This window comes from Eubacterium sp. AF36-5BH (genome assembly GCF_003460505.1).
Taxonomy (GTDB): Bacteria; Bacillota; Clostridia; order Lachnospirales; family Lachnospiraceae; genus Eubacterium_G.
On record NZ_QTVG01000007.1, the window covers coordinates 214,099 to 231,785 of the forward strand.

Consider the following 17,687-nt stretch of genomic DNA (forward strand, 5'->3'; position numbering starts at 1 on the left):
GACCATATCGTCCTTTTTCTTTCCATTTTACACTGCTCATTGCTTACGCACAAAGAAAAGTACCACCCCAGGCAATTTAATGTCCGAAACGGTACCCGCAAGTGCGCCTCCAGGGGCTCGAACCCTGCACACCCTGATTAAGAGTCAGGTGCTCTACCAAATGAGCTAGAGGCGCTTGTTTTATTTTTGTCACTTCATCAGCGACAAGTGTTATTATATACTAGCCTTCACACTTTTTCAAGAGTTTTTTCAAATTTTTTTAACTTTTTTGTAATTTTTTATTATTTTGCCTTACTTGATGTAGTTTCTACCTATTATATATAAATTTATTTTACCATAAGTACAACTTTTACCCTTGTACTTATTTCATTTTATATTTATACTTAACAGTGTCAAAAAGTTATTAGCCTACTTGTGCTTGCACAAAAGTGGGAAATAAAATTGAATTTTTTAGGAGACTTATATGAGCGATAACAAAAACAAATTCGAAGGTAACAGTAGATATTTTACTATTTGCATTTACAGCACTGTAACTGTTTTGATTATGGCTATTATTATTAGAGCTGTTTTCTTTTGGGAATCAACCTCAGCCACCCTTAATACTCTGTTATCTACTTTGTCACCTTTTTTTATGGGTATTTTAATTGCCTTTCTTATTAGCCCTCTTGTTTCTTGGATGAGAAAGACTGTTTTTAAGAAATGGCTTCACATTACAAATAATGCATTAAACAGATTACTTGCAATTCTTTTTTCCTATTTGCTTGTTATTTCTGTTTTGGTAGTTGGCTTGGTTTATCTTATTCCTGAGATTATTGACAGTTTGACGCAGTTACTTGACAAAATGCCTGATTGGGCAAACAGTATTATGGATTTTATTAATAATCTTTCAAAAAGATATCCTGATATTGATTTTAAATATATTCAGAATACCGTTACTAACGCTGATACTACTTTACAAAGTACATTAAGCAAATTCATTTCAACACTTACAACTACTATTGTTACAACCGGTGTTTCTGTTGTGAAGTTTGCTATTAATTTTATTGTAGCCATTATTGTATCATGCTACCTTATTATTGATGAAAAAATGCAGGCTCGTGGAATTAAACGTGTTGTTTTTGCATTTTTCAAAAAAGAACGTGCTGAAAGAATCTGGTATGTGACAAAACGTTCAATTAAAATTTTCAGTGATTTCTTTGATGGCAAAATGGTAGACTCACTTATTATTGGTCTTTTATGTTTTGTTTCAATGATTGTAATTTCGTTCTTTGGTGTTAAAGGATTTTCCGATTGTGCTTTGCTTGTAAGCATTGTTGTTTGTATAACAAATATGATTCCATATTTCGGACCGTTCATTGGTGGTGTACCAAGTGTTTTACTTCTTTGCATTTACTCGCCAAAGAGTGCATTGGTATTCGCTGTTTTAATTATTATTATTCAGCAGCTTGATGGTAATGTTATTGGTCCAAAGATTCTTGGTGACTCAACAGGTCTTAGACCTTTATGGATTATTTTTGCCATCACTATTGGTGGATGGTTTGCCGGTGTTATCGGTATGCTGCTTGGTGTTCCATGTGTTGCGGTTATTACCGGTTTAACTGAGGATGCCGTAGACAAACGACTTAAAGAAAAGAATATAGACCTACCAATTTTAACTAATGAAAAAGTACGAAAAAATAAACCTAATAAAAAATTATATAATAAATTAAAAGATAGATTTAAAAATCAGACAGAAGAAAAATAAATTTTTACTATATAAAAGAGGAAAGATTAAGTTTTTTGCTTAACCTTTCCTCTTTTTAACTTTCTAATAAATTATCTTTTGGCAATTAGCTTGTGTATTGGATTTCCCATTTGTGAAAATTTGCTTTCGTATTCAGTCATAACATTTCCCTGCATTAATCTTTCATCATTATGTAAATCCCATGTTTGTTCTATTAATTCCCAGCCGGCTTCCGGAACCTGCTCTAATGAAAACTGGAATAATAAATCATTGTCTGTTTTAAATTCAACAATACCATCTTTTTTTAGAATTACATCATAACGTTCAAAAAACTGTTTTGAAGTTAATCTTCTTTTAGCATGTCTGTCCTTTGGCCATGGATCTGAGAAGTTTAAGTAAATTCTATCCACTTCACCTTTTTCGAAAACATCACAGATATATTCTGCTTCCATTCTTATAAATCTAAGGTTAGGTACTTCAATCTCTTCACATCTTTCGATTGCTCTAATAAGTACACTTGAATATTTCTCAATTCCAATATAGTTAATGTCTGGATTTTCCATTGCAAGAGTTGTAATGAACTTTCCCTTACCCATTCCTATTTCAATTCTAATAGGGTTGTCATTTCCAAACTCTTCCTTCCACTTTCCTTTAAGTTCTGTTGGTTCATTAATTGCCATATCGTTATCGGCAATGGCTTCTCTTGAACCGGGTACATTTCTTAATCTCATGAATTTCTCCTTTTGCGTATATTTTAACAATTTTTAAAGTATTATATTCATATATTATTGTCTCTAAGAGATTTTATGATTAATTGCACAATTTTTCAAGTTTTTTATTGTAATTTCTTGTAAAAGTGCTAAAGTTAAATTGTGAGATTTATTACTCATGTATGATTTTTAAATACCGGTACAAAAACCGGTTCTTTTATATTTACGGCATATTAATTTATAAAACTTCCTATATTTATCAAATGTTTTATGAATTTGTAATGCCAATCAAAATAAGGAGGACCTACTATGAGTCAGGAACTTAACAGTATTATCGACCAACTTGCAAACATTGACTCTGCTTCTGCTAAGATAATGCAGAAAACTCAGGATGAAAAAGCCAAATATGCTGACTACATTAGCAAGGAAAAGCAGGCTTTTGACCAGAACTTAGAAGATCAGGTTAATGCGCAGGTTAATGAATACGAGAAGACTCTTGCAAAGGAAAGCGAAAAGGAAATCGCTAAATATCAGGAAGACTGCAACGCTGAACTTGCCAAGTTAGAGTCTGCATATAATGAAAAAACTGAATCTCTTGCACAGGAGATTTTTAACAATATTATTAAGGAGTAGTCAATGAAATCAGGAAAACTCACTGCTTACAGTGGTATGACTACCAAAATAAGAGCTATGAAGAAACGACTGCTTTCTTCCCAACAATACGAAGAAATTACAGGACTAAAAACTGTGTCTGAACTACTTACTTATCTTCAGACTTTTCCGGCATACTCGGAAGTTTTATCCGGAATTGATTCTACTCAGGCTCATCGTGGTGAAATAGAAAGTCGACTGACTTTTTCAACTTATCATGATTTTTCCAAGATTTTTCATTTTGCAGGAACGTCACAGCGAAAATATTTGGAATTTTATTTTATGAAATATGAAATTGCCACATTGAAAGCCTGTATGCGCAATATTATGGACAGTCGTAGCAGCACTATACCAATGTTGGTAGACAAACACTTTAAGCGACATTCAAAATTAAATATTGATAATTTGGTTAATTCTAACACAATGGAAGAATTTATAAGCAATCTAAATGGTTCTGTTTATGAGAAAGTAATTAAGGCGGTATCCAATTTGGAGAACCCTGTTTTATTTGATTACGAAATGTCTTTAGATTTATTTTTCTTTAGTTACATTTGGAATCATGCAGACTCATTTGTACCAAAGGGCGAGAAGAAATATTTTGTTAACTCCTTTGGTTCTCAGGTTGATTTGCTTAACATATTGTGGATTTACAGAATGAAACACTATTACTCAGTTTCTCATTCTCAAATCTACTCGTTTTTAATTCCAATATATTATAATCTTGACCGTTCTAACATTAAGGCTTTTGTTGAATGTGAAAGTGATGGAGAATTTTTTGAACTTCTTAACAAATGCTATTATGGCAGAACCTACGGTTTTAATGATTATGATGATATGGAAACACAATTTGGCAGCGTTTTAAATACCATATATATGAAAGATTTTAAAACTGCCCCATACTCTTTGGCAGCCATTAATGCTTACCTACATTTGAAAAGTTTGGAAGTTGCCAAAATTATTACTGCAATGGAATGTATACGATATGGTTATGACAGTGAAAACATTGCACACTATATTAATAGGAAGAAAGGGGTGTTATAATGATTGAAAAAATGAGTTTTGTCACTCTTGCCGGTCCCAAAACTGAGATTGATAATTTGGTAGAAAATTATTTAAGCAAGCATGACATTCATCTTGAAAATGCCCTAACGGAATTTAGTTCTAACGAACAATTTACTACTTTTTCTGAAGAAAATCCTTTTAAAGCTGCACTTAACAAAAGTCACGAGTTAATGCAACTTGTTAAGGAACCTGAAAAAGCTAAAGTTTCTAATATTGGTGTAAAGGATGCTGAGAAGTTCCTTTACAAAATTGATGACAGTCTGGCTGACGTTAGAAGTGAAATTGATGACTTAGACAAAGAAATAGAAAGTCTTAACACAGACTATGGCATTTTAGCACCTTTTAAGACACTTAATTATACTCTTAAAAGGATTTATGATATGGAATTTTTCAAATATCGTTTTGGTAGAATTCCAAAAAGCAGTTTCGACAAGTTTGAATCTTACTTAGATCCCGACATTAATGCGATTTTCATATCAACTCTTAATGATACGGATTTTGTTTATGGTGTTTTCTTCGCTCCATTAGATTATTTTGATGAAGTTGAGAAAGATTTCCATAACATTAGATTTGACGAAATAGCTATACCAAAGAAATATAAAGGCTTTCCTAATGACGAATGTTTGGAAATAGCTAATAAAAAAACTGAAATAGAAGAAAAGAAAAAACAAAAAGAACAGGAAATAAATCAGATTATCGAGAAGAATAAGGATAAACTGGTTTCAGCCATTAGACGAATTGAGTCAGCTTACAGCAATTTTGATGTTAGAAAATTATCTGCTGTAACAAAAGATTCAGGCGTTACATTTCAGGTTCTTTGTGGTTGGATGACAAGTAAGGAAGCTAAAAAGCTTTTAAAGGAAACAGACAATGACGTAAATGTTGTTTGTATTATAAGCGATGATGTTGAGGATCACAAAACAACTCCTCCAACTAAGCTTAAAAACTTTAAATTTGCCAAACCATTTGAACTTTTTGTTCGTATGTATGGCTTACCGGGTTACAATGAATTTGATCCTACCCTGTTTTTGACAATTACCTATGCACTTATATTTGGTGTAATGTTTGGTGATTTAGGTCAGGGCTTATGTTTAGTAATCGGCGGTGGCATTTTATACAAAGTTAAGAAAATGGATCTTGCCGGCATTGTTTGTGCCGCCGGAGTGTTCTCATGTATATTCGGTGCCCTGTTTGGAAGTTTCTTCGGTTTTGAATTTGAATCAGTTATAAAACCTTTGGATTCCATGATGACACTTCCATTTTTAGGTGAGATTAACATTGTTTTAGTTGCAGCATTTTTATTTGGTTCATTTATTATTTTAACAACCATGATTTTAAACATTGCTACAGCCATAAAACAAAAGAATTTAGGAAAAGCGTTGTTTGGACCTAATGCTGTAACAGGATTTATTTTCTACGGTAGTGTGATTCTTGTTATTCTCTTATACATGACAGGTCATCCATTACCTGGAACTGCTTTGCTGGTAGTTATGTTTGTTATACCACTAATTTTAATATTCTTAGAGGAACCTTTGAAAAACATACTGGCAAAGAAGAAACCTATTGATGATTCACCGGGAATTTTTGCAGCCACAGCATTTTTTGAATTGTTTGATTACTTAATCACTTATTTATCAAATGCCTTATCCTTCCTGCGTATTGGCGTTTTTGCAATCAGCCACGCAGCCATGATGCAGGTTGTAATGACTTTGGCAGGTGCGGAAAATGGTGGCAGTGCTAATATTTTCGTTGTAATTATCGGAAACATCATTGTTTTAGCAATGGAAGGTCTTGTAGTTGGTATACAGGTTCTTCGTTTGGAATATTACGAAATCTTTGGTCGTTTCTATGAAGGAAATGGCAGAGAATTCGTTCCATATAGAAAAAGAAACAAAAAATAATTTTAAACATCAGGAGGAATTTTAATATGTTAATTAATGTTTTATTTTCAGTAGCTTTATTACTTACAATTGTTTTACCATTAGTAGTTTACTTTGTTGGAGAACAGAGTAAAGGTCGTTTCAAAAGAACAGTTTTAACAAACTGCTTAACATTCTTTGGAACTTTCCTTTTAGGAACTATCGTTATTTTCAGTAACACAGCAAGCGCCGCTGTAACAAGTGATGCAGCTTCTTCTAACGGTTTAGGTCTTATTGCTGCAGGTCTTGCAATTGGTCTTTCATGTATCGGTTCTGGTTACGCAGTTGCAAGCTCAGCTAGTGCAGCTCTTGGAGCATTAAGCGAAGATTCAAGCATTTTCGGTAAAGCACTTATCTTCGTTGCCTTAGCAGAAGGTATTGCTCTTTGGGGATTTATTGTTGCATTCCTTATTCTTACACACGTTGCATAAATTCATTTGTACACAGTGCTTAGGAGGCTTTTATGAAAATGTATTTAATCAGCGACAATGTAGACACTTTAACAGGCATGCGTTTAGCCGGTGTTGAAGGCGTAGTTGTCCATGGTCGTAAAGAGGCAAAAGCCGCAGTTGAAAAAGTTCTGGAAGATAAAAATCTTGGAATTTTACTTATAACAGAAAAATTAAGTTTTGAAATTCCTGAAGTAATAGACGACATAAAACTTAACAAGAAACAGCCTTTGTTAGTAGAAATTCCCGACCGACATGGTCTTGGTCGCCAAAAGAATTTCATTACTAACTATATTAACGAGGCTATCGGAATCAAAATTTAGAAAGGATACAGGGCTATGACTATAGAAGAAAAGATGGAGCACTTTAGAAGTATTTCCTTAGAAAGTGCCAACAACAAAAGCGCTGAATCACTTAGTAGCTACAAGGCATCTTTAGATGATGAACTGGCAATTCACAAAGAAAATGCCACTCTTTTATCAGAAGAATCTAAACGTGCCAGAATGAATCAGGTTAAAGCTAATTCAAAAAAGGAGTTAGCTTCAGCCCAAATGCTTATTAAGAAACAAATTACAAATAAGCAGTCGGAATTAAAATCCAAAGTTTTCGAATCTGTTAGGGGAAAACTCATAGTATATAGAAAAACACCTGAATATGTTAAACAGCTTGAAAACCAAATAGATAAAATCATTAAGGAATATGGTGACTTAAACATTACTATTTACATTGATCCTGAAGATTCTCATTTACTTAACGGTTTAAATGAATCTTTTAATGTAAATATTGAAGTTTATAAAAAAGAATTTCTAGGTGGAACAAGAACTATTGTTCCTGAGAAAAATATTCTTATAGACAATTCTTTTAAAACACGCCTTATTGAAGAACAGGAACAATTTGCATTTACATTTTAGGAGGCAGTCAATTGGAGAAAACAGGAAAGATTTATGGAATTAACGGGCCTGTTGTTTATATTAAAGGTAAAACAGACTTTAAAATGGGCGAAATGGTTTACGTTAGTTCTGAAAGATTGGTTGGTGAAGTTATTGGTCTTTCATCTGAAATGACTACCATCCAAGTTTATGAAGAAACCAGTGGTCTAAAACCTGGGGAACTAATATATGGTACAGACAGTGCTATTTTCGTTACTTTAGCTCCTGGTATTTTAAATAATATTTTTGATGGTATTGAAAGACCACTTAGCGAAATAGAGAAACAGTCAGGTGCATTTATTTCCAGAGGAGTAAATGTAAACTCACTTGATATAACAAAAAAATGGGATGTACACATTACAGTAAATGTAGGTGACTATATCTCAGGCGGTACAATTATCGCCACAACTCAGGAAACAAGAGCTATTGTTCACAAGTCAATGGTTCCACCTTACATTAAGGGAACTGTTGTAAGTGTTGTGGATGATGGTCAGTATACAATTAACGACACTATTGTAACCATTAAGAAAGATGATGGTTCTACTTTAGACCTGACTCTTACACAGAAATGGCCAATCAGACAGCCTAGACCAATTAACAAACGATTTGGTACTACTGCTCCATTGGTTACGGGCCAAAGAATCATGGATACTCTTTTCCCTTTGGCAAAAGGCGGTACTGCAGCAATACCCGGTGGTTTTGGTACAGGAAAAACAATGAACCAGCATCAGATTGCCAAGTGGGCTGATGCAGATATTATTATTTACATTGGTTGTGGTGAACGTGGAAACGAAATGACTCAGGTTCTTGATGAATTTTCAGAACTTGTTGATCCAAAGTCAGGTAATCCACTTATGGACAGAACAACACTTATTGCAAATACGAGTAACATGCCTGTAGCAGCCAGAGAGGCTTCAATTTACACAGGTATTACTTTAGCAGAATATTATCGTGACATGGGCTATCATGTTGCAATTATGGCAGACTCTACATCAAGATGGGCTGAAGCTCTTAGAGAATTATCAGGTCGACTTGAAGAAATGCCTGCTGAAGAAGGTTTCCCTGCATATCTTGCCAGCAGATTATCTGCTTTCTATGAAAGAGCCGGCTATATGGAAAACCTTAACGGAACTGAAGGTTCAATTTCAATTATTGGAGCTGTATCTCCACAGGGTGGTGACTTTTCAGAACCTGTTACACAGAACACAAAGCGATTTGTACGTTGTTTCTGGGGACTTGATAAATCACTTGCCTACGCAAGACATTTCCCTGCCATTCACTGGCTTACAAGTTACAGCGAATATGCTGATGAATTAACTAATTGGTACAACACAAACGTTGGACCTGATTTTTCATCCTGTAGAGCACAGGTGCTTTCTCTTTTAAATCAGGAAAGTTCATTAATGGAAATTGTAAAATTAATTGGTAGCGACGTTTTACCTGATGACCAGAAACTCACTTTGGAAATTGCCAGAGTAATACGTTTAGGATTTTTACAGCAGAACGCATTCCATGATCAGGATACATGCGTTCCACTAAAGAAACAGCTATTAATGATGAAAACAATTCTTTATTTATACGAAAAATCATCAAAACTTATAGCAATGGGAATACCTATGTCCATACTTAAACAAAATAACATTTTTGAAAAAGTTATTGCCATTAAATATGATATTCCTAACAACAAACTTTCAATGTTTGACGATTACAAAGTAGCAATTGATGATTTCTACGCAAAAATTATTGAGGAACAGGCATAAGGAGGTGCAACATGGCTATAGAATATTTAGGATTAAGCGAAATAAATGGGCCTTTAGTTGCTCTTGAAGGTATAAAAGATGCCGCTTATGACGAAATTGTCGAATTTAAAATGAACGATGGAGAAGAGAAAAGACTTGGACGTATTATCGAAATCAATGAAGACAAAGCTGTTATTCAGGTTTTCGAAGGATCTGAAGGCATGTCTCTTACCAATACACATACAAAACTAACAGGACACCCTATGGAAGTTGCCCTGTCACCGGATATTTTAGGCCGTACTTTTAATGGTATAGGTAAGCCTTTAGACGGGCTACCACCTATTAACGGAGAAAAAAGAGACGTAAACGGTATGCCTCTTAACCCTGTTAGTAGAGAATATCCTAGAAACTACATTAGAACAGGAATCTCAGCCATTGACGGATTAACAACTTTAATTCGTGGGCAGAAGCTTCCTATTTTTTCAGGAAACGGTTTGCCACATGACCAGCTGGCAGCCCAGTTAGTTAATCAGTCATCTTTAGGTGATGACACCAATGAAAAGTTTGCTGTTGTGTTTGCAGCCATGGGTGTAAAAAATGACGTTGCCGATTTCTTCAAACGTTCTTTTGAAGAATCAGGCGCCTTAGAACATACTGTAATGTTCCTTAACATGGCAAATGATCCTGTGGTAGAACGTCTCATCACACCAAAAGTTGCTTTAACTGTTGCAGAATATTTAGCTTACGAAAAAGATATGCACATTCTTGTTATACTAACCGATATGACTACTTTTGCGGAAGCTATGCGTGAGGTTTCCTCTTCAAAAGGTGAAATTCCTTCAAGAAAAGGTTATCCAGGTTATTTATACAGTGAACTTGCAACTATTTATGAACGTGCAGGTATTATAAAAGGTGCCAAAGGTTCTGTTACACAGATTCCTATTTTAACAATGCCAAATGATGACATTACCCATCCAATACCTGACTTAACAGGTTACATTACTGAAGGTCAGATTACGTTGGATCGTTCATTATATGGTCAGGGCATTTATCCGCCTATTAATGTTCTTCCATCACTTTCACGTCTTATGAAGGACGGCATCGGTGAAGGATTTACAAGAGAAGACCATCAGGATGTTGCTAACCAGCTTTTCTCTGCTTACGCAAAAGTTGGAGATGCAAGAGCCTTGGCTTCAGTTATCGGTGAAGATGAATTGTCACCAACTGATAAAAAGTATCTTGAATTTGGTAAAGCTTTTGAAGCCGAATTTGTTGGTCAAGGTGTCGGTGTTAATAGAAACATTATCGAAACATTAAATTTAGGTTGGAAATTACTTCATATTCTTCCTAAAGAAGAACTTGATAGAATTGATACAAAGATTTTAGATAAATACTACGACGCATTTACAGATTAGTTAGGAGGTGGCACAATTGAATTTGAATACAGTACCTACTAAGGGTAATTTAATGGCCGCCAAAAGTTCACTGGCTCTAGCACGACAAGGCTTCGAACTAATGGACAAAAAAAGAAATATTCTTATACGTGAGATTATGGACCTAACAGAAAAAGCTGAATTAATTCAGCATGAAATTGATAAAACTTTTACAGATGCTTATGCAGCTTTAGAAAAAGCCAACATTGAGCTTGGCATCAAAAACGTAGAGACTTTTGCCTTTAACGTTCCGCCTGAACAGGATATTCACATAAAAACACGAAGTGTTATGGGAACTGAAATTCCACTTGTAAAACATAAAGATGAAGTTCAAAATCCTGTTTATTCATTTTACGGAACAACAGAATCTTTAGACGAAGCAAAATCTCATTTTGAAAAGGTAAAAGACCTTACAATTAGATTATCCATGATTGAAAATGCTGCATACCGCTTGGCATACAACATTAAGAAAACACAGAAACGTGCTAACGCTCTTCAAAACATAACAATACCTAACTATGAGGTACTTGTTAAAACTATTGAAAATGCACTTGAAGAAAAAGAACGTGAAGAATTTACACGACTAAAAGTTATAAAATCAAGAGTTCATTAATAATAAGTTTTTAAGCTTATTTTTGAAGTGGAAGTTGCATAACAAAAAATTTAAATAAGATTAGGGTGTTTTTGCATTCTAATCTTTTTTGTTTTTTTAATCTTTTCTTAATTAAGTTAACCACACATTTTTCATACTTTTTTCACTATTTTACCAGGGGGATTACTGTTGATTTTTTTACATGTTCCTAGTAAAATAATATGAGACATATAAAAAGAATTAAAGAGGATTTAAATGAAGAAATTTTTATCATATATATTATCAGTTTTTATGCTTGTTACTTTTGTGGGGCAGGCGTTTGGTGGCTGGCAAACAGATGTGTCTGCCGCTACTAAGAAAAGTTTACCAAAAGCTCCATCTATTATTGGAGAATCAGCAATTCTAATTGAACCAACAACAGGTACAATTATTTACGAAAAGGATCCACATAAGAAAATGTATCCTGCAAGTATTACAAAGATTATGACTGCTTTACTTGCAATAGAGAATTGCAAAATGAATGACACTGTAGTTTACTCAAAGAAGAATTTAGACAGTCTTACTGCTGAGGATTCTAACATTCAGTGTCAGGTTGGTGAGAAAATGAGTGTTAAGGATTGTTTATACGCATTAATGCTTTCCTCAGCCAACGAAACAGCTACAGCCTTAGCAGAACATATTGCAGGAAGTTCAGAGGCTTTTGCCAAGCTAATGAATGAACGTGCAAAACAGGCAGGTGCTACAGATACTCATTTTGCAAACCCAAATGGTTTACATGATGATAACCATTATGTAACAGCTTATGATATGGCAATGATTATGAAAGCTGCCATACAGTACCCTGTTTTTTTGGATGTAATTCATACAACTGAGTATACAATTCCTGCAAATAATAAGAGAACTGAACCTTTCCAGTCATATCAGAGACATAAGATGCTTTTTACAACCAGTCCATATTATGACGCAGATGTAATTGGTGGCAAGACCGGTTACACAGACCAGGCTGGAAAAACACTTGTGACTTATGCAAAACGTGGAAATGTTTCACTTATATCCGTTGTGATGAAATCTAACGGTGATCAGGTTTTCGACGATACAAAGAAATTACTTGATTACGGTTTTGATAATTTTAACTACGAAAATGTATCCGAAAATGATAGTCGATTTAACTTCGACACTTCTAATGATTTTATATCACCTTTTTCTGATACAATTTCAAATATTACAGTAGACAAGAATGCATCAATTCTAATTCCAAAAGGAATTTCATTTAGCGATTTAGACACTAATGTATCTTTCAATTTAACTGATGGTTCATTTGCAACAATTACCTATAAATATGGGGATATGGTTCTTGGAACTGCAAATATTAACTATATACAGTCTAAAGACAATGATGAGACTAAAGCTGAGGAAACTACTTCAACTAATAACATAGTAACAAATGCTGTTAGTACAACTACTAAGGCTCTTGAAAAAACCAATAATAGTAAAACAACTACAAATAATTCAAAGAAAACATCATTTAATTTTCTTCCAATTATTTTAATTGTTTTATTTATTGCAATAGTTGCTGCGGCTATCATTGCTATTAAAGCACATCAAAGAAAATTAAATAAAATTCGAGATATGAAAAGACGTTATAGGCATTAATATTTTAGGAGGTATTTATATGAATTGGGTTGCACCTATTAAGGACTATGAAACACTAGAAAATTTTAAGAAGGTTCTAAAAGATATTGATTACAAATATTATATTATGTTTGAACTTGGTATCGGTACAGGTCTTCAACTTCAGGATATTCTTACATTTAAGAACAAAGATGTTAGAGGTAAATCTGAAATCACTGTAAAAATTGGAGCAAAGAATATTGAAAACACATTTACAGTTCCTGAAGAATTACAAAAAATTATTACAGACTATACAGAAGGAAAGGATCCTGACGCTTATCTTATTTTAGGTCACAAGACACAGAATCGTCCTGTTTGTCGTGAACAGGCATACAGAGTGCTTCGTGCAGCCGGTCACAAAATTGGACTTAGCTCAATTGGTGCCCAGACAATGCGTAAGACATTCGCTTGGAACTATTATAAGAAAACAGGAGACATTTATCATCTTCAGCATTTATTTAATCACGCTTCACCATCTATTACATATAGATTTATTGGTGAAAAGCCAAATATGGAAGTTGTTTTAAAGAAAATGACACCACAGGAAAATGCACGTAGCAGATATATGTTATATCTTAACGGAAGTGGTAAAAAGAGACTTACAGATATAATTGATACTCTTACATCTATTAAAGAAGATTTTGACAACCCTGCAAACAACGATGCATTCTACGGAACAGTTGAATGTCTTCTTGATGAATTAGATGCACTTATTACTAATTACAAAGAAACAAGAGAATCAGAAAATCCATTCTAAGGAATTTATATTATATAAGAATGTCGCTTGGGACATTCTATGTGCCGAGCGCGTGTTGCTTTAGCAACATTTTTCCATTCGCGGGAGTGCGCATCCATAGTGGAACGTTTTTTATGTAATAAGAAATTCTGAAGGAATTTCTTATTACATAAAAAAAGAGCAGTTAATCATAATTGATTTACTGCTCTTTTTTTAATCGTCGTCTTCTTCGTTTTCATCCCATATTTCTTCAACGACTATTTCTTTATCCAGAGACCTCTGTCTTCTCTCTCGTCTCTTTTCCCTAATTGATTCCTGTTTTTCATGTATTGAATTAGCACCTTCATCATCAGTAGATTTCATAATCTTAATAGCAAAGAAACTGTCTTCTTCTAATTTTTTTACTCTAATCTTTCCCCTAACATAACCATGCTCAGGACATTTTCCTAAACAATAGTATGTTCTACCGCTATCAGAAAACCAGTCGATAATAACTTCAAGTGGTTTATCGCACTTATTACATAACATTGAACTGATTTCTTCTTCTTTGAACATTTCGTCTTTGTCCAAGAATTCTCTTGTTACTAACTTAGTATACTCATCAAATCTTACAAAGATTTCTTCCTCTTTGATTCTTGGAGAATAAAAAGTATCAATTGATAATCTTCCCTTATACTTTTCATAGTCCATTTTTTGTAATACTTTTGCGGTATAATAAGCATCACTTAATGCTCTGTGGAACTCTCCGTCCTCCGGAATTTCCAAATATTCAACTGCGCTTGTCAAAGTTCTTTTCATGTGTCCATCATCATATCGTAGACTAAACATTTTCTGCAAATCCACGTAAAATAACGGAAAATCTAAAATTCTCTCTAACTTATAATGCTTCATATTTCTTTGGAGTTCTGTTAAGTCCATGGAGCCCCATGTACAAAACATGTAATCATCACCACACCAGTCCAAAAAATCCAAAACGGTTCTTTTGAAATCCTTACCATGACTTAATTCCTCATTAGTGAAATGAGTAATCTCCTCAATCTTATGATGAAGTTTCTTATATACTCTTGGCTTAATTACCTGTTGATAAGAATCTATTATCTCTTTCCTATCACCACTTACTTTTACCGCGCCAATTTCTATAATTTCAAATGGTAAATCTGAATGTTGATGACTTTTTCCGTAAGGATTTTGGTTCCATTCCAAATCCATTACAATATATTCCATATTTTTTCTCCATTTATATTATTAGCATATTTATAAGTATACATTACTTATATTTCTAAATGTACGTTACTTCAATATACTAAAGCCTCAAGCTTTATAATACCATTTAATAGTATGTTTTACAAGTATGCATCCCTAGTGGAACGTTTTAATATAATAGTAAATTTATATGAAATTTACTATTATATTAAAAAGCAGCTACATAGTAGCTGCTTTAACCCGTCCCAGACAGGAATCGAACCTGCGACGTTTCGCTTAGGAGGCGAACCCTCTATCCTACTGAGGTACTGAGACATTTATAATCAATTACGGCAAAGAAACATCTTCGCCGTAACTAATATATCATATTAACATTTTATTAGGTATTACATATTTTATTATCATAAATATAAATTGTATAGAAAATATGTTAATAACTTAATTATTTTACTTCGATTTTTTCTTTTCCACCCATGTATGGTCTTAAAACTTCAGGTATGTTTACGCTTCCATCAGCATTAAGGTTATTTTCTAAGAATGCAATAAGCATACGTGGTGGAGCAACAACTGTGTTGTTAAGTGTATGAGCAAAGTAGTTTCCATCTTTACCCTTAACTCTAATTCCAAGTCTTCTTGCCTGAGCATCTCCTAAGTTAGAGCAGCTACCCACTTCAAAATATTTCTTCTGTCTTGGTGACCATGCTTCAACGTCAACTGACTTAACTTTAAGATCTGCTAAATCACCTGAACAACATTCTAATGTTCTAACAGGAATATCCATGCTTCTGAATAAATCTACTGTATTCTTCCAAAGCTTGTCATACCACATCATACTGTCTTCAGGTTTACAAATAACAATCATTTCCTGTTTTTCAAACTGATGAATTCTGTAAACTCCTCTTTCTTCAATACCATGAGCTCCTTTTTCTTTACGGAAACATGGTGAATAACTTGTAAGTGTGTATGGAAGATTTTCTTCATTTGTATGTGTTCCAATAAACTTACCAATCATTGAATGTTCGCTTGTACCGATTAAGTAAAGGTCTTCACCTTCAATCTTGTACATCATCTGATCCATTTCATCAAAACTCATAACACCTGTTACTACGTTACTTCTAATCATAAAAGGTGGTACACAGTATGTGAAACCTCTATCAATCATAAAATCTCTAGCATATGAAAGAACTGCTGAATGAAGTCTTGCAATATCTCCCATAAGATAGTAGAAACCATTTCCTGCAACATTTCGTGCAGCTTCTAAATCTATGCCATTGAATTTTTCCATAATTTCTGTATGATATGGAACTTCAAAATCAGGAACAACAGGTTCACCAAATCTTTCAAGCTCAACATTTTCGCTATCATCTTTTCCAATAGGAACTGATGGATCAATAATATTTGGAATAACCATCATTCTCTTCTTAATTTCTTCTGCTGTTCTCTTTTCTTCTGCTGTAAGTTCATCAATCTTATCATTTCCGGCAGCAACTTTTGCCTTAATTTCTTCAGCTTCTTCCTTCTTGCCTTCCTTCATAAGTCCACCAATCTTCTTTGATAAACTATTCTTTTCAGCACGAAGTGATTCAACTTCTTTTTTGATCTTACGATTCTGATCATCTAATTCTATAACTTCATCAACTAATGGAAGTTTCTTATCCTGAAATTTGTTTTTAATATTCTGTTTAACAATTTCCGGATTTTCTCTGACAAATTTAATATCTAACATATTTATTACCACCTATTTTCTATGTTTTTTCGCGCTTTTTTATTATTAAAACGGTATTTCGATTATACCCCTATCATAGTATTTTTGCAAGGTATAGCCTTATTTTTTCAAGGATTGTAGCCAAGATTTTTTAATTGTGATATACTAATTTGGAATGTAAATATATATCTAAGAGGTTTACTTATGAATTTTGAAATAATTAACACAAGACGCAACAATAAAATATACACTAATGGAATTGATACATATAAGGTTTTCAACGAAAACTATGACAAAAGATTAGTTTTTTTAGAATCATTTATTACAACCGAAGTTGAAGCCGCAGGTGTCAAAGTTCCTTCTATTAAAGAAGTAACTTTTAACGACAACCACTGGTGTTTTAAATCAGATTCCATTAAAGGGGACACTTTATTTTCTTTAATAAAAAATGATCCTGACAATGTTGATAAATATTTAGACAAAATGGTTGAAGTTCATACTTCTATTCATAAATTTAAATGTCCTAAACTTCCAATTCAAAAGGACAAGCTTACTGATTACATTAATTTATCAGATTTAGATGAAGGAATGAAAATTGATCTTTTAGATATGCTTAACACATGTCCAAAACACAAGAAACTTGTTCATGGTAATTTTACACCACATAATATTTTGTTATCTGATAATGGTGATTACATTTTAGATTGGAATCATGCAGCCCAGGGCAGTGCCAGTGCCGACGTAGCCCGCACTTATATTTGGATGAAGACGAACATGCCAGAATACGCTGATTTATATTTAACAAAATTCTGCGATGCAACTAACACAAGTTCAAAGTATGTTCATAACTGGATTCCAATTGTAGCAGCAGCAAGACTTGGCAAGAAGAATCCAGGAGAAGAAGATTTGTTAAATAGCTTAATTTCTATTATAGAATATTAAAATAACTCTTTTAAATATACATTAATTATATTTCTAATTATTGTAATATGCTAATTATTTATAAGATTACATCTAATTAATTTATATAAAATAAATATTTAAATTATTCAATATTAAAAGACCCGAAGATTTAATCTCCAGGTCTTTTCTTTCTAGTTATTCTTCAACTCTATATTATTACTTTTTTAATATTAAACTATGTATCATTACTTTAATTAATTTA

At 33.4% G+C, this 17,687-nt stretch carries 16 protein-coding genes and 2 tRNA genes; 13 read left to right on the top strand and 5 right to left on the bottom strand.

Annotated features, from left to right (window positions below):
* Positions 1 to 102: 102 nt before the first annotated feature.
* Positions 103 to 175: transfer RNA gene (locus DW006_RS09140), tRNA-Lys, on the bottom strand.
* A gap of 288 nt (positions 176 to 463) precedes the next feature.
* Between DW006_RS09140 and DW006_RS09145 the strand changes: the two genes are divergently transcribed.
* Positions 464 to 1,744 (top strand): AI-2E family transporter, encoded by a 1,281-nt coding sequence (locus tag DW006_RS09145; protein WP_118000006.1) that lies wholly within the window; start codon positions 464 to 466, stop codon positions 1,742 to 1,744.
* A gap of 71 nt (positions 1,745 to 1,815) precedes the next feature.
* On the opposite strand, the gene trmB is transcribed toward DW006_RS09145, so the two are convergent.
* Positions 1,816 to 2,454: a tRNA (guanosine(46)-N7)-methyltransferase TrmB gene (gene trmB, locus DW006_RS09150; protein ID WP_118000007.1), complete on the bottom strand. Its 639-nt coding sequence runs from the start codon at positions 2,452 to 2,454 to the stop codon at positions 1,816 to 1,818.
* A 288-nt stretch (positions 2,455 to 2,742) separates the two neighbouring features.
* Here trmB and DW006_RS09155 point away from each other — a divergent pair, with 288 nt between their 5' ends.
* The 11 genes from DW006_RS09155 to DW006_RS09205 all read left to right on the top strand — a co-directional run bounded on the left by DW006_RS09155 (position 2,743) and on the right by DW006_RS09205 (position 13,635).
* Positions 2,743 to 3,066 carry a hypothetical protein gene (locus DW006_RS09155; RefSeq protein ID WP_022165207.1) on the top strand — a complete coding sequence of 108 codons (324 nt, stop codon included), beginning with the start codon at positions 2,743 to 2,745 and terminating at the stop codon, positions 3,064 to 3,066.
* A gap of 3 nt (positions 3,067 to 3,069) precedes the next feature.
* Positions 3,070 to 4,125, top strand: coding sequence for a V-type ATPase subunit (locus DW006_RS09160; protein WP_118000008.1), 1,056 nt, complete (start codon positions 3,070 to 3,072; stop codon positions 4,123 to 4,125).
* Complete coding sequence (locus DW006_RS09165) at positions 4,125 to 6,047, top strand: V-type ATPase 116kDa subunit family protein (protein ID WP_118000009.1); 1,923 nt, start codon at positions 4,125 to 4,127, stop codon at positions 6,045 to 6,047. Before DW006_RS09160 ends, DW006_RS09165 begins: the two co-directional genes overlap by 1 nt.
* Before the next feature lie 26 nt (positions 6,048 to 6,073).
* A complete protein-coding gene (locus tag DW006_RS09170; RefSeq protein ID WP_118000010.1) occupies positions 6,074 to 6,496 on the top strand; it encodes an ATP synthase subunit C in 423 nt (140 codons plus the stop codon).
* Between the two features lie 32 nt (positions 6,497 to 6,528).
* Entirely contained in the window at positions 6,529 to 6,837 is a 309-nt protein-coding gene (locus tag DW006_RS09175; protein WP_022165203.1) for a V-type ATP synthase subunit F, read from the top strand.
* 15 nt (positions 6,838 to 6,852) lie between these two features.
* Positions 6,853 to 7,425 carry a hypothetical protein gene (locus tag DW006_RS09180; RefSeq protein WP_118000011.1) on the top strand — a complete coding sequence of 191 codons (573 nt, stop codon included), beginning with the start codon at positions 6,853 to 6,855 and terminating at the stop codon, positions 7,423 to 7,425.
* A gap of 11 nt (positions 7,426 to 7,436) precedes the next feature.
* Positions 7,437 to 9,203, top strand: a complete 1,767-nt coding sequence (locus DW006_RS09185) for a V-type ATP synthase subunit A (protein WP_118000012.1) — start codon at positions 7,437 to 7,439, stop codon at positions 9,201 to 9,203.
* 11 nt (positions 9,204 to 9,214) lie between these two features.
* The gene (locus DW006_RS09190) at positions 9,215 to 10,597 is read left to right on the top strand and encodes a V-type ATP synthase subunit B (protein WP_118000013.1); all 1,383 of its coding nucleotides are present in this window, start codon (positions 9,215 to 9,217) and stop codon (positions 10,595 to 10,597) included.
* 16 nt (positions 10,598 to 10,613) lie between these two features.
* Positions 10,614 to 11,228 (top strand): V-type ATP synthase subunit D, encoded by a 615-nt coding sequence (locus DW006_RS09195; RefSeq protein ID WP_118000014.1) that lies wholly within the window; start codon positions 10,614 to 10,616, stop codon positions 11,226 to 11,228.
* A 234-nt stretch (positions 11,229 to 11,462) separates the two neighbouring features.
* Entirely contained in the window at positions 11,463 to 12,860 is a 1,398-nt protein-coding gene (locus tag DW006_RS09200; protein WP_118000015.1) for a D-alanyl-D-alanine carboxypeptidase family protein, read from the top strand.
* 19 nt (positions 12,861 to 12,879) lie between these two features.
* The gene (locus tag DW006_RS09205) at positions 12,880 to 13,635 is read left to right on the top strand and encodes a tyrosine-type recombinase/integrase (RefSeq protein WP_022165197.1); all 756 of its coding nucleotides are present in this window, start codon (positions 12,880 to 12,882) and stop codon (positions 13,633 to 13,635) included.
* A gap of 192 nt (positions 13,636 to 13,827) precedes the next feature.
* Here the strand turns inward: DW006_RS09205 and DW006_RS09210 are convergent, their stop codons facing one another.
* The 3 genes from DW006_RS09210 to serS all read right to left on the bottom strand — a co-directional run bounded on the left by DW006_RS09210 (position 13,828) and on the right by serS (position 16,543).
* The gene (locus tag DW006_RS09210; protein WP_022165196.1) at positions 13,828 to 14,838 is read right to left on the bottom strand and encodes a 3'-5' exonuclease; all 1,011 of its coding nucleotides are present in this window, start codon (positions 14,836 to 14,838) and stop codon (positions 13,828 to 13,830) included.
* Between the two features lie 220 nt (positions 14,839 to 15,058).
* Positions 15,059 to 15,132: transfer RNA gene (locus DW006_RS09215), tRNA-Arg, on the bottom strand.
* Between the two features lie 127 nt (positions 15,133 to 15,259).
* A complete protein-coding gene (gene serS, locus DW006_RS09220; RefSeq protein WP_118000016.1) occupies positions 15,260 to 16,543 on the bottom strand; it encodes a serine--tRNA ligase in 1,284 nt (427 codons plus the stop codon).
* 183 nt (positions 16,544 to 16,726) lie between these two features.
* Between serS and DW006_RS09225 the strand changes: the two genes are divergently transcribed.
* Entirely contained in the window at positions 16,727 to 17,464 is a 738-nt protein-coding gene (locus DW006_RS09225) for a phosphotransferase (RefSeq protein ID WP_118000017.1), read from the top strand.
* The last annotated feature ends 223 nt before the right edge of the window (positions 17,465 to 17,687 follow it).

Excerpts from the sequence above, each read along its gene's own strand:
- DW006_RS09145 (WP_118000006.1), top strand. The coding sequence starts at position 464 with ATGAGCGATAACAAAAACAAATTCGAAGGTAACAGTAGATATTTTACT.
- trmB (WP_118000007.1), bottom strand. The coding sequence starts at position 2,454 with ATGAGATTAAGAAATGTACCCGGTTCAAGAGAAGCCATTGCCGATAAC.
- DW006_RS09155 (WP_022165207.1), top strand. The coding sequence starts at position 2,743 with ATGAGTCAGGAACTTAACAGTATTATCGACCAACTTGCAAACATTGAC.
- DW006_RS09160 (WP_118000008.1), top strand. The coding sequence starts at position 3,070 with ATGAAATCAGGAAAACTCACTGCTTACAGTGGTATGACTACCAAAATA.
- DW006_RS09165 (WP_118000009.1), top strand. The coding sequence starts at position 4,125 with ATGATTGAAAAAATGAGTTTTGTCACTCTTGCCGGTCCCAAAACTGAG.
- DW006_RS09170 (WP_118000010.1), top strand. The coding sequence starts at position 6,074 with ATGTTAATTAATGTTTTATTTTCAGTAGCTTTATTACTTACAATTGTT.
- DW006_RS09175 (WP_022165203.1), top strand. The coding sequence starts at position 6,529 with ATGAAAATGTATTTAATCAGCGACAATGTAGACACTTTAACAGGCATG.
- DW006_RS09180 (WP_118000011.1), top strand. The coding sequence starts at position 6,853 with ATGACTATAGAAGAAAAGATGGAGCACTTTAGAAGTATTTCCTTAGAA.
- DW006_RS09190 (WP_118000013.1), top strand. The coding sequence starts at position 9,215 with ATGGCTATAGAATATTTAGGATTAAGCGAAATAAATGGGCCTTTAGTT.
- DW006_RS09200 (WP_118000015.1), top strand. The coding sequence starts at position 11,463 with ATGAAGAAATTTTTATCATATATATTATCAGTTTTTATGCTTGTTACT.
- DW006_RS09205 (WP_022165197.1), top strand. The coding sequence starts at position 12,880 with ATGAATTGGGTTGCACCTATTAAGGACTATGAAACACTAGAAAATTTT.
- DW006_RS09210 (WP_022165196.1), bottom strand. The coding sequence starts at position 14,838 with ATGGAATATATTGTAATGGATTTGGAATGGAACCAAAATCCTTACGGA.
- serS (WP_118000016.1), bottom strand. The coding sequence starts at position 16,543 with ATGTTAGATATTAAATTTGTCAGAGAAAATCCGGAAATTGTTAAACAG.
- DW006_RS09225 (WP_118000017.1), top strand. The coding sequence starts at position 16,727 with ATGAATTTTGAAATAATTAACACAAGACGCAACAATAAAATATACACT.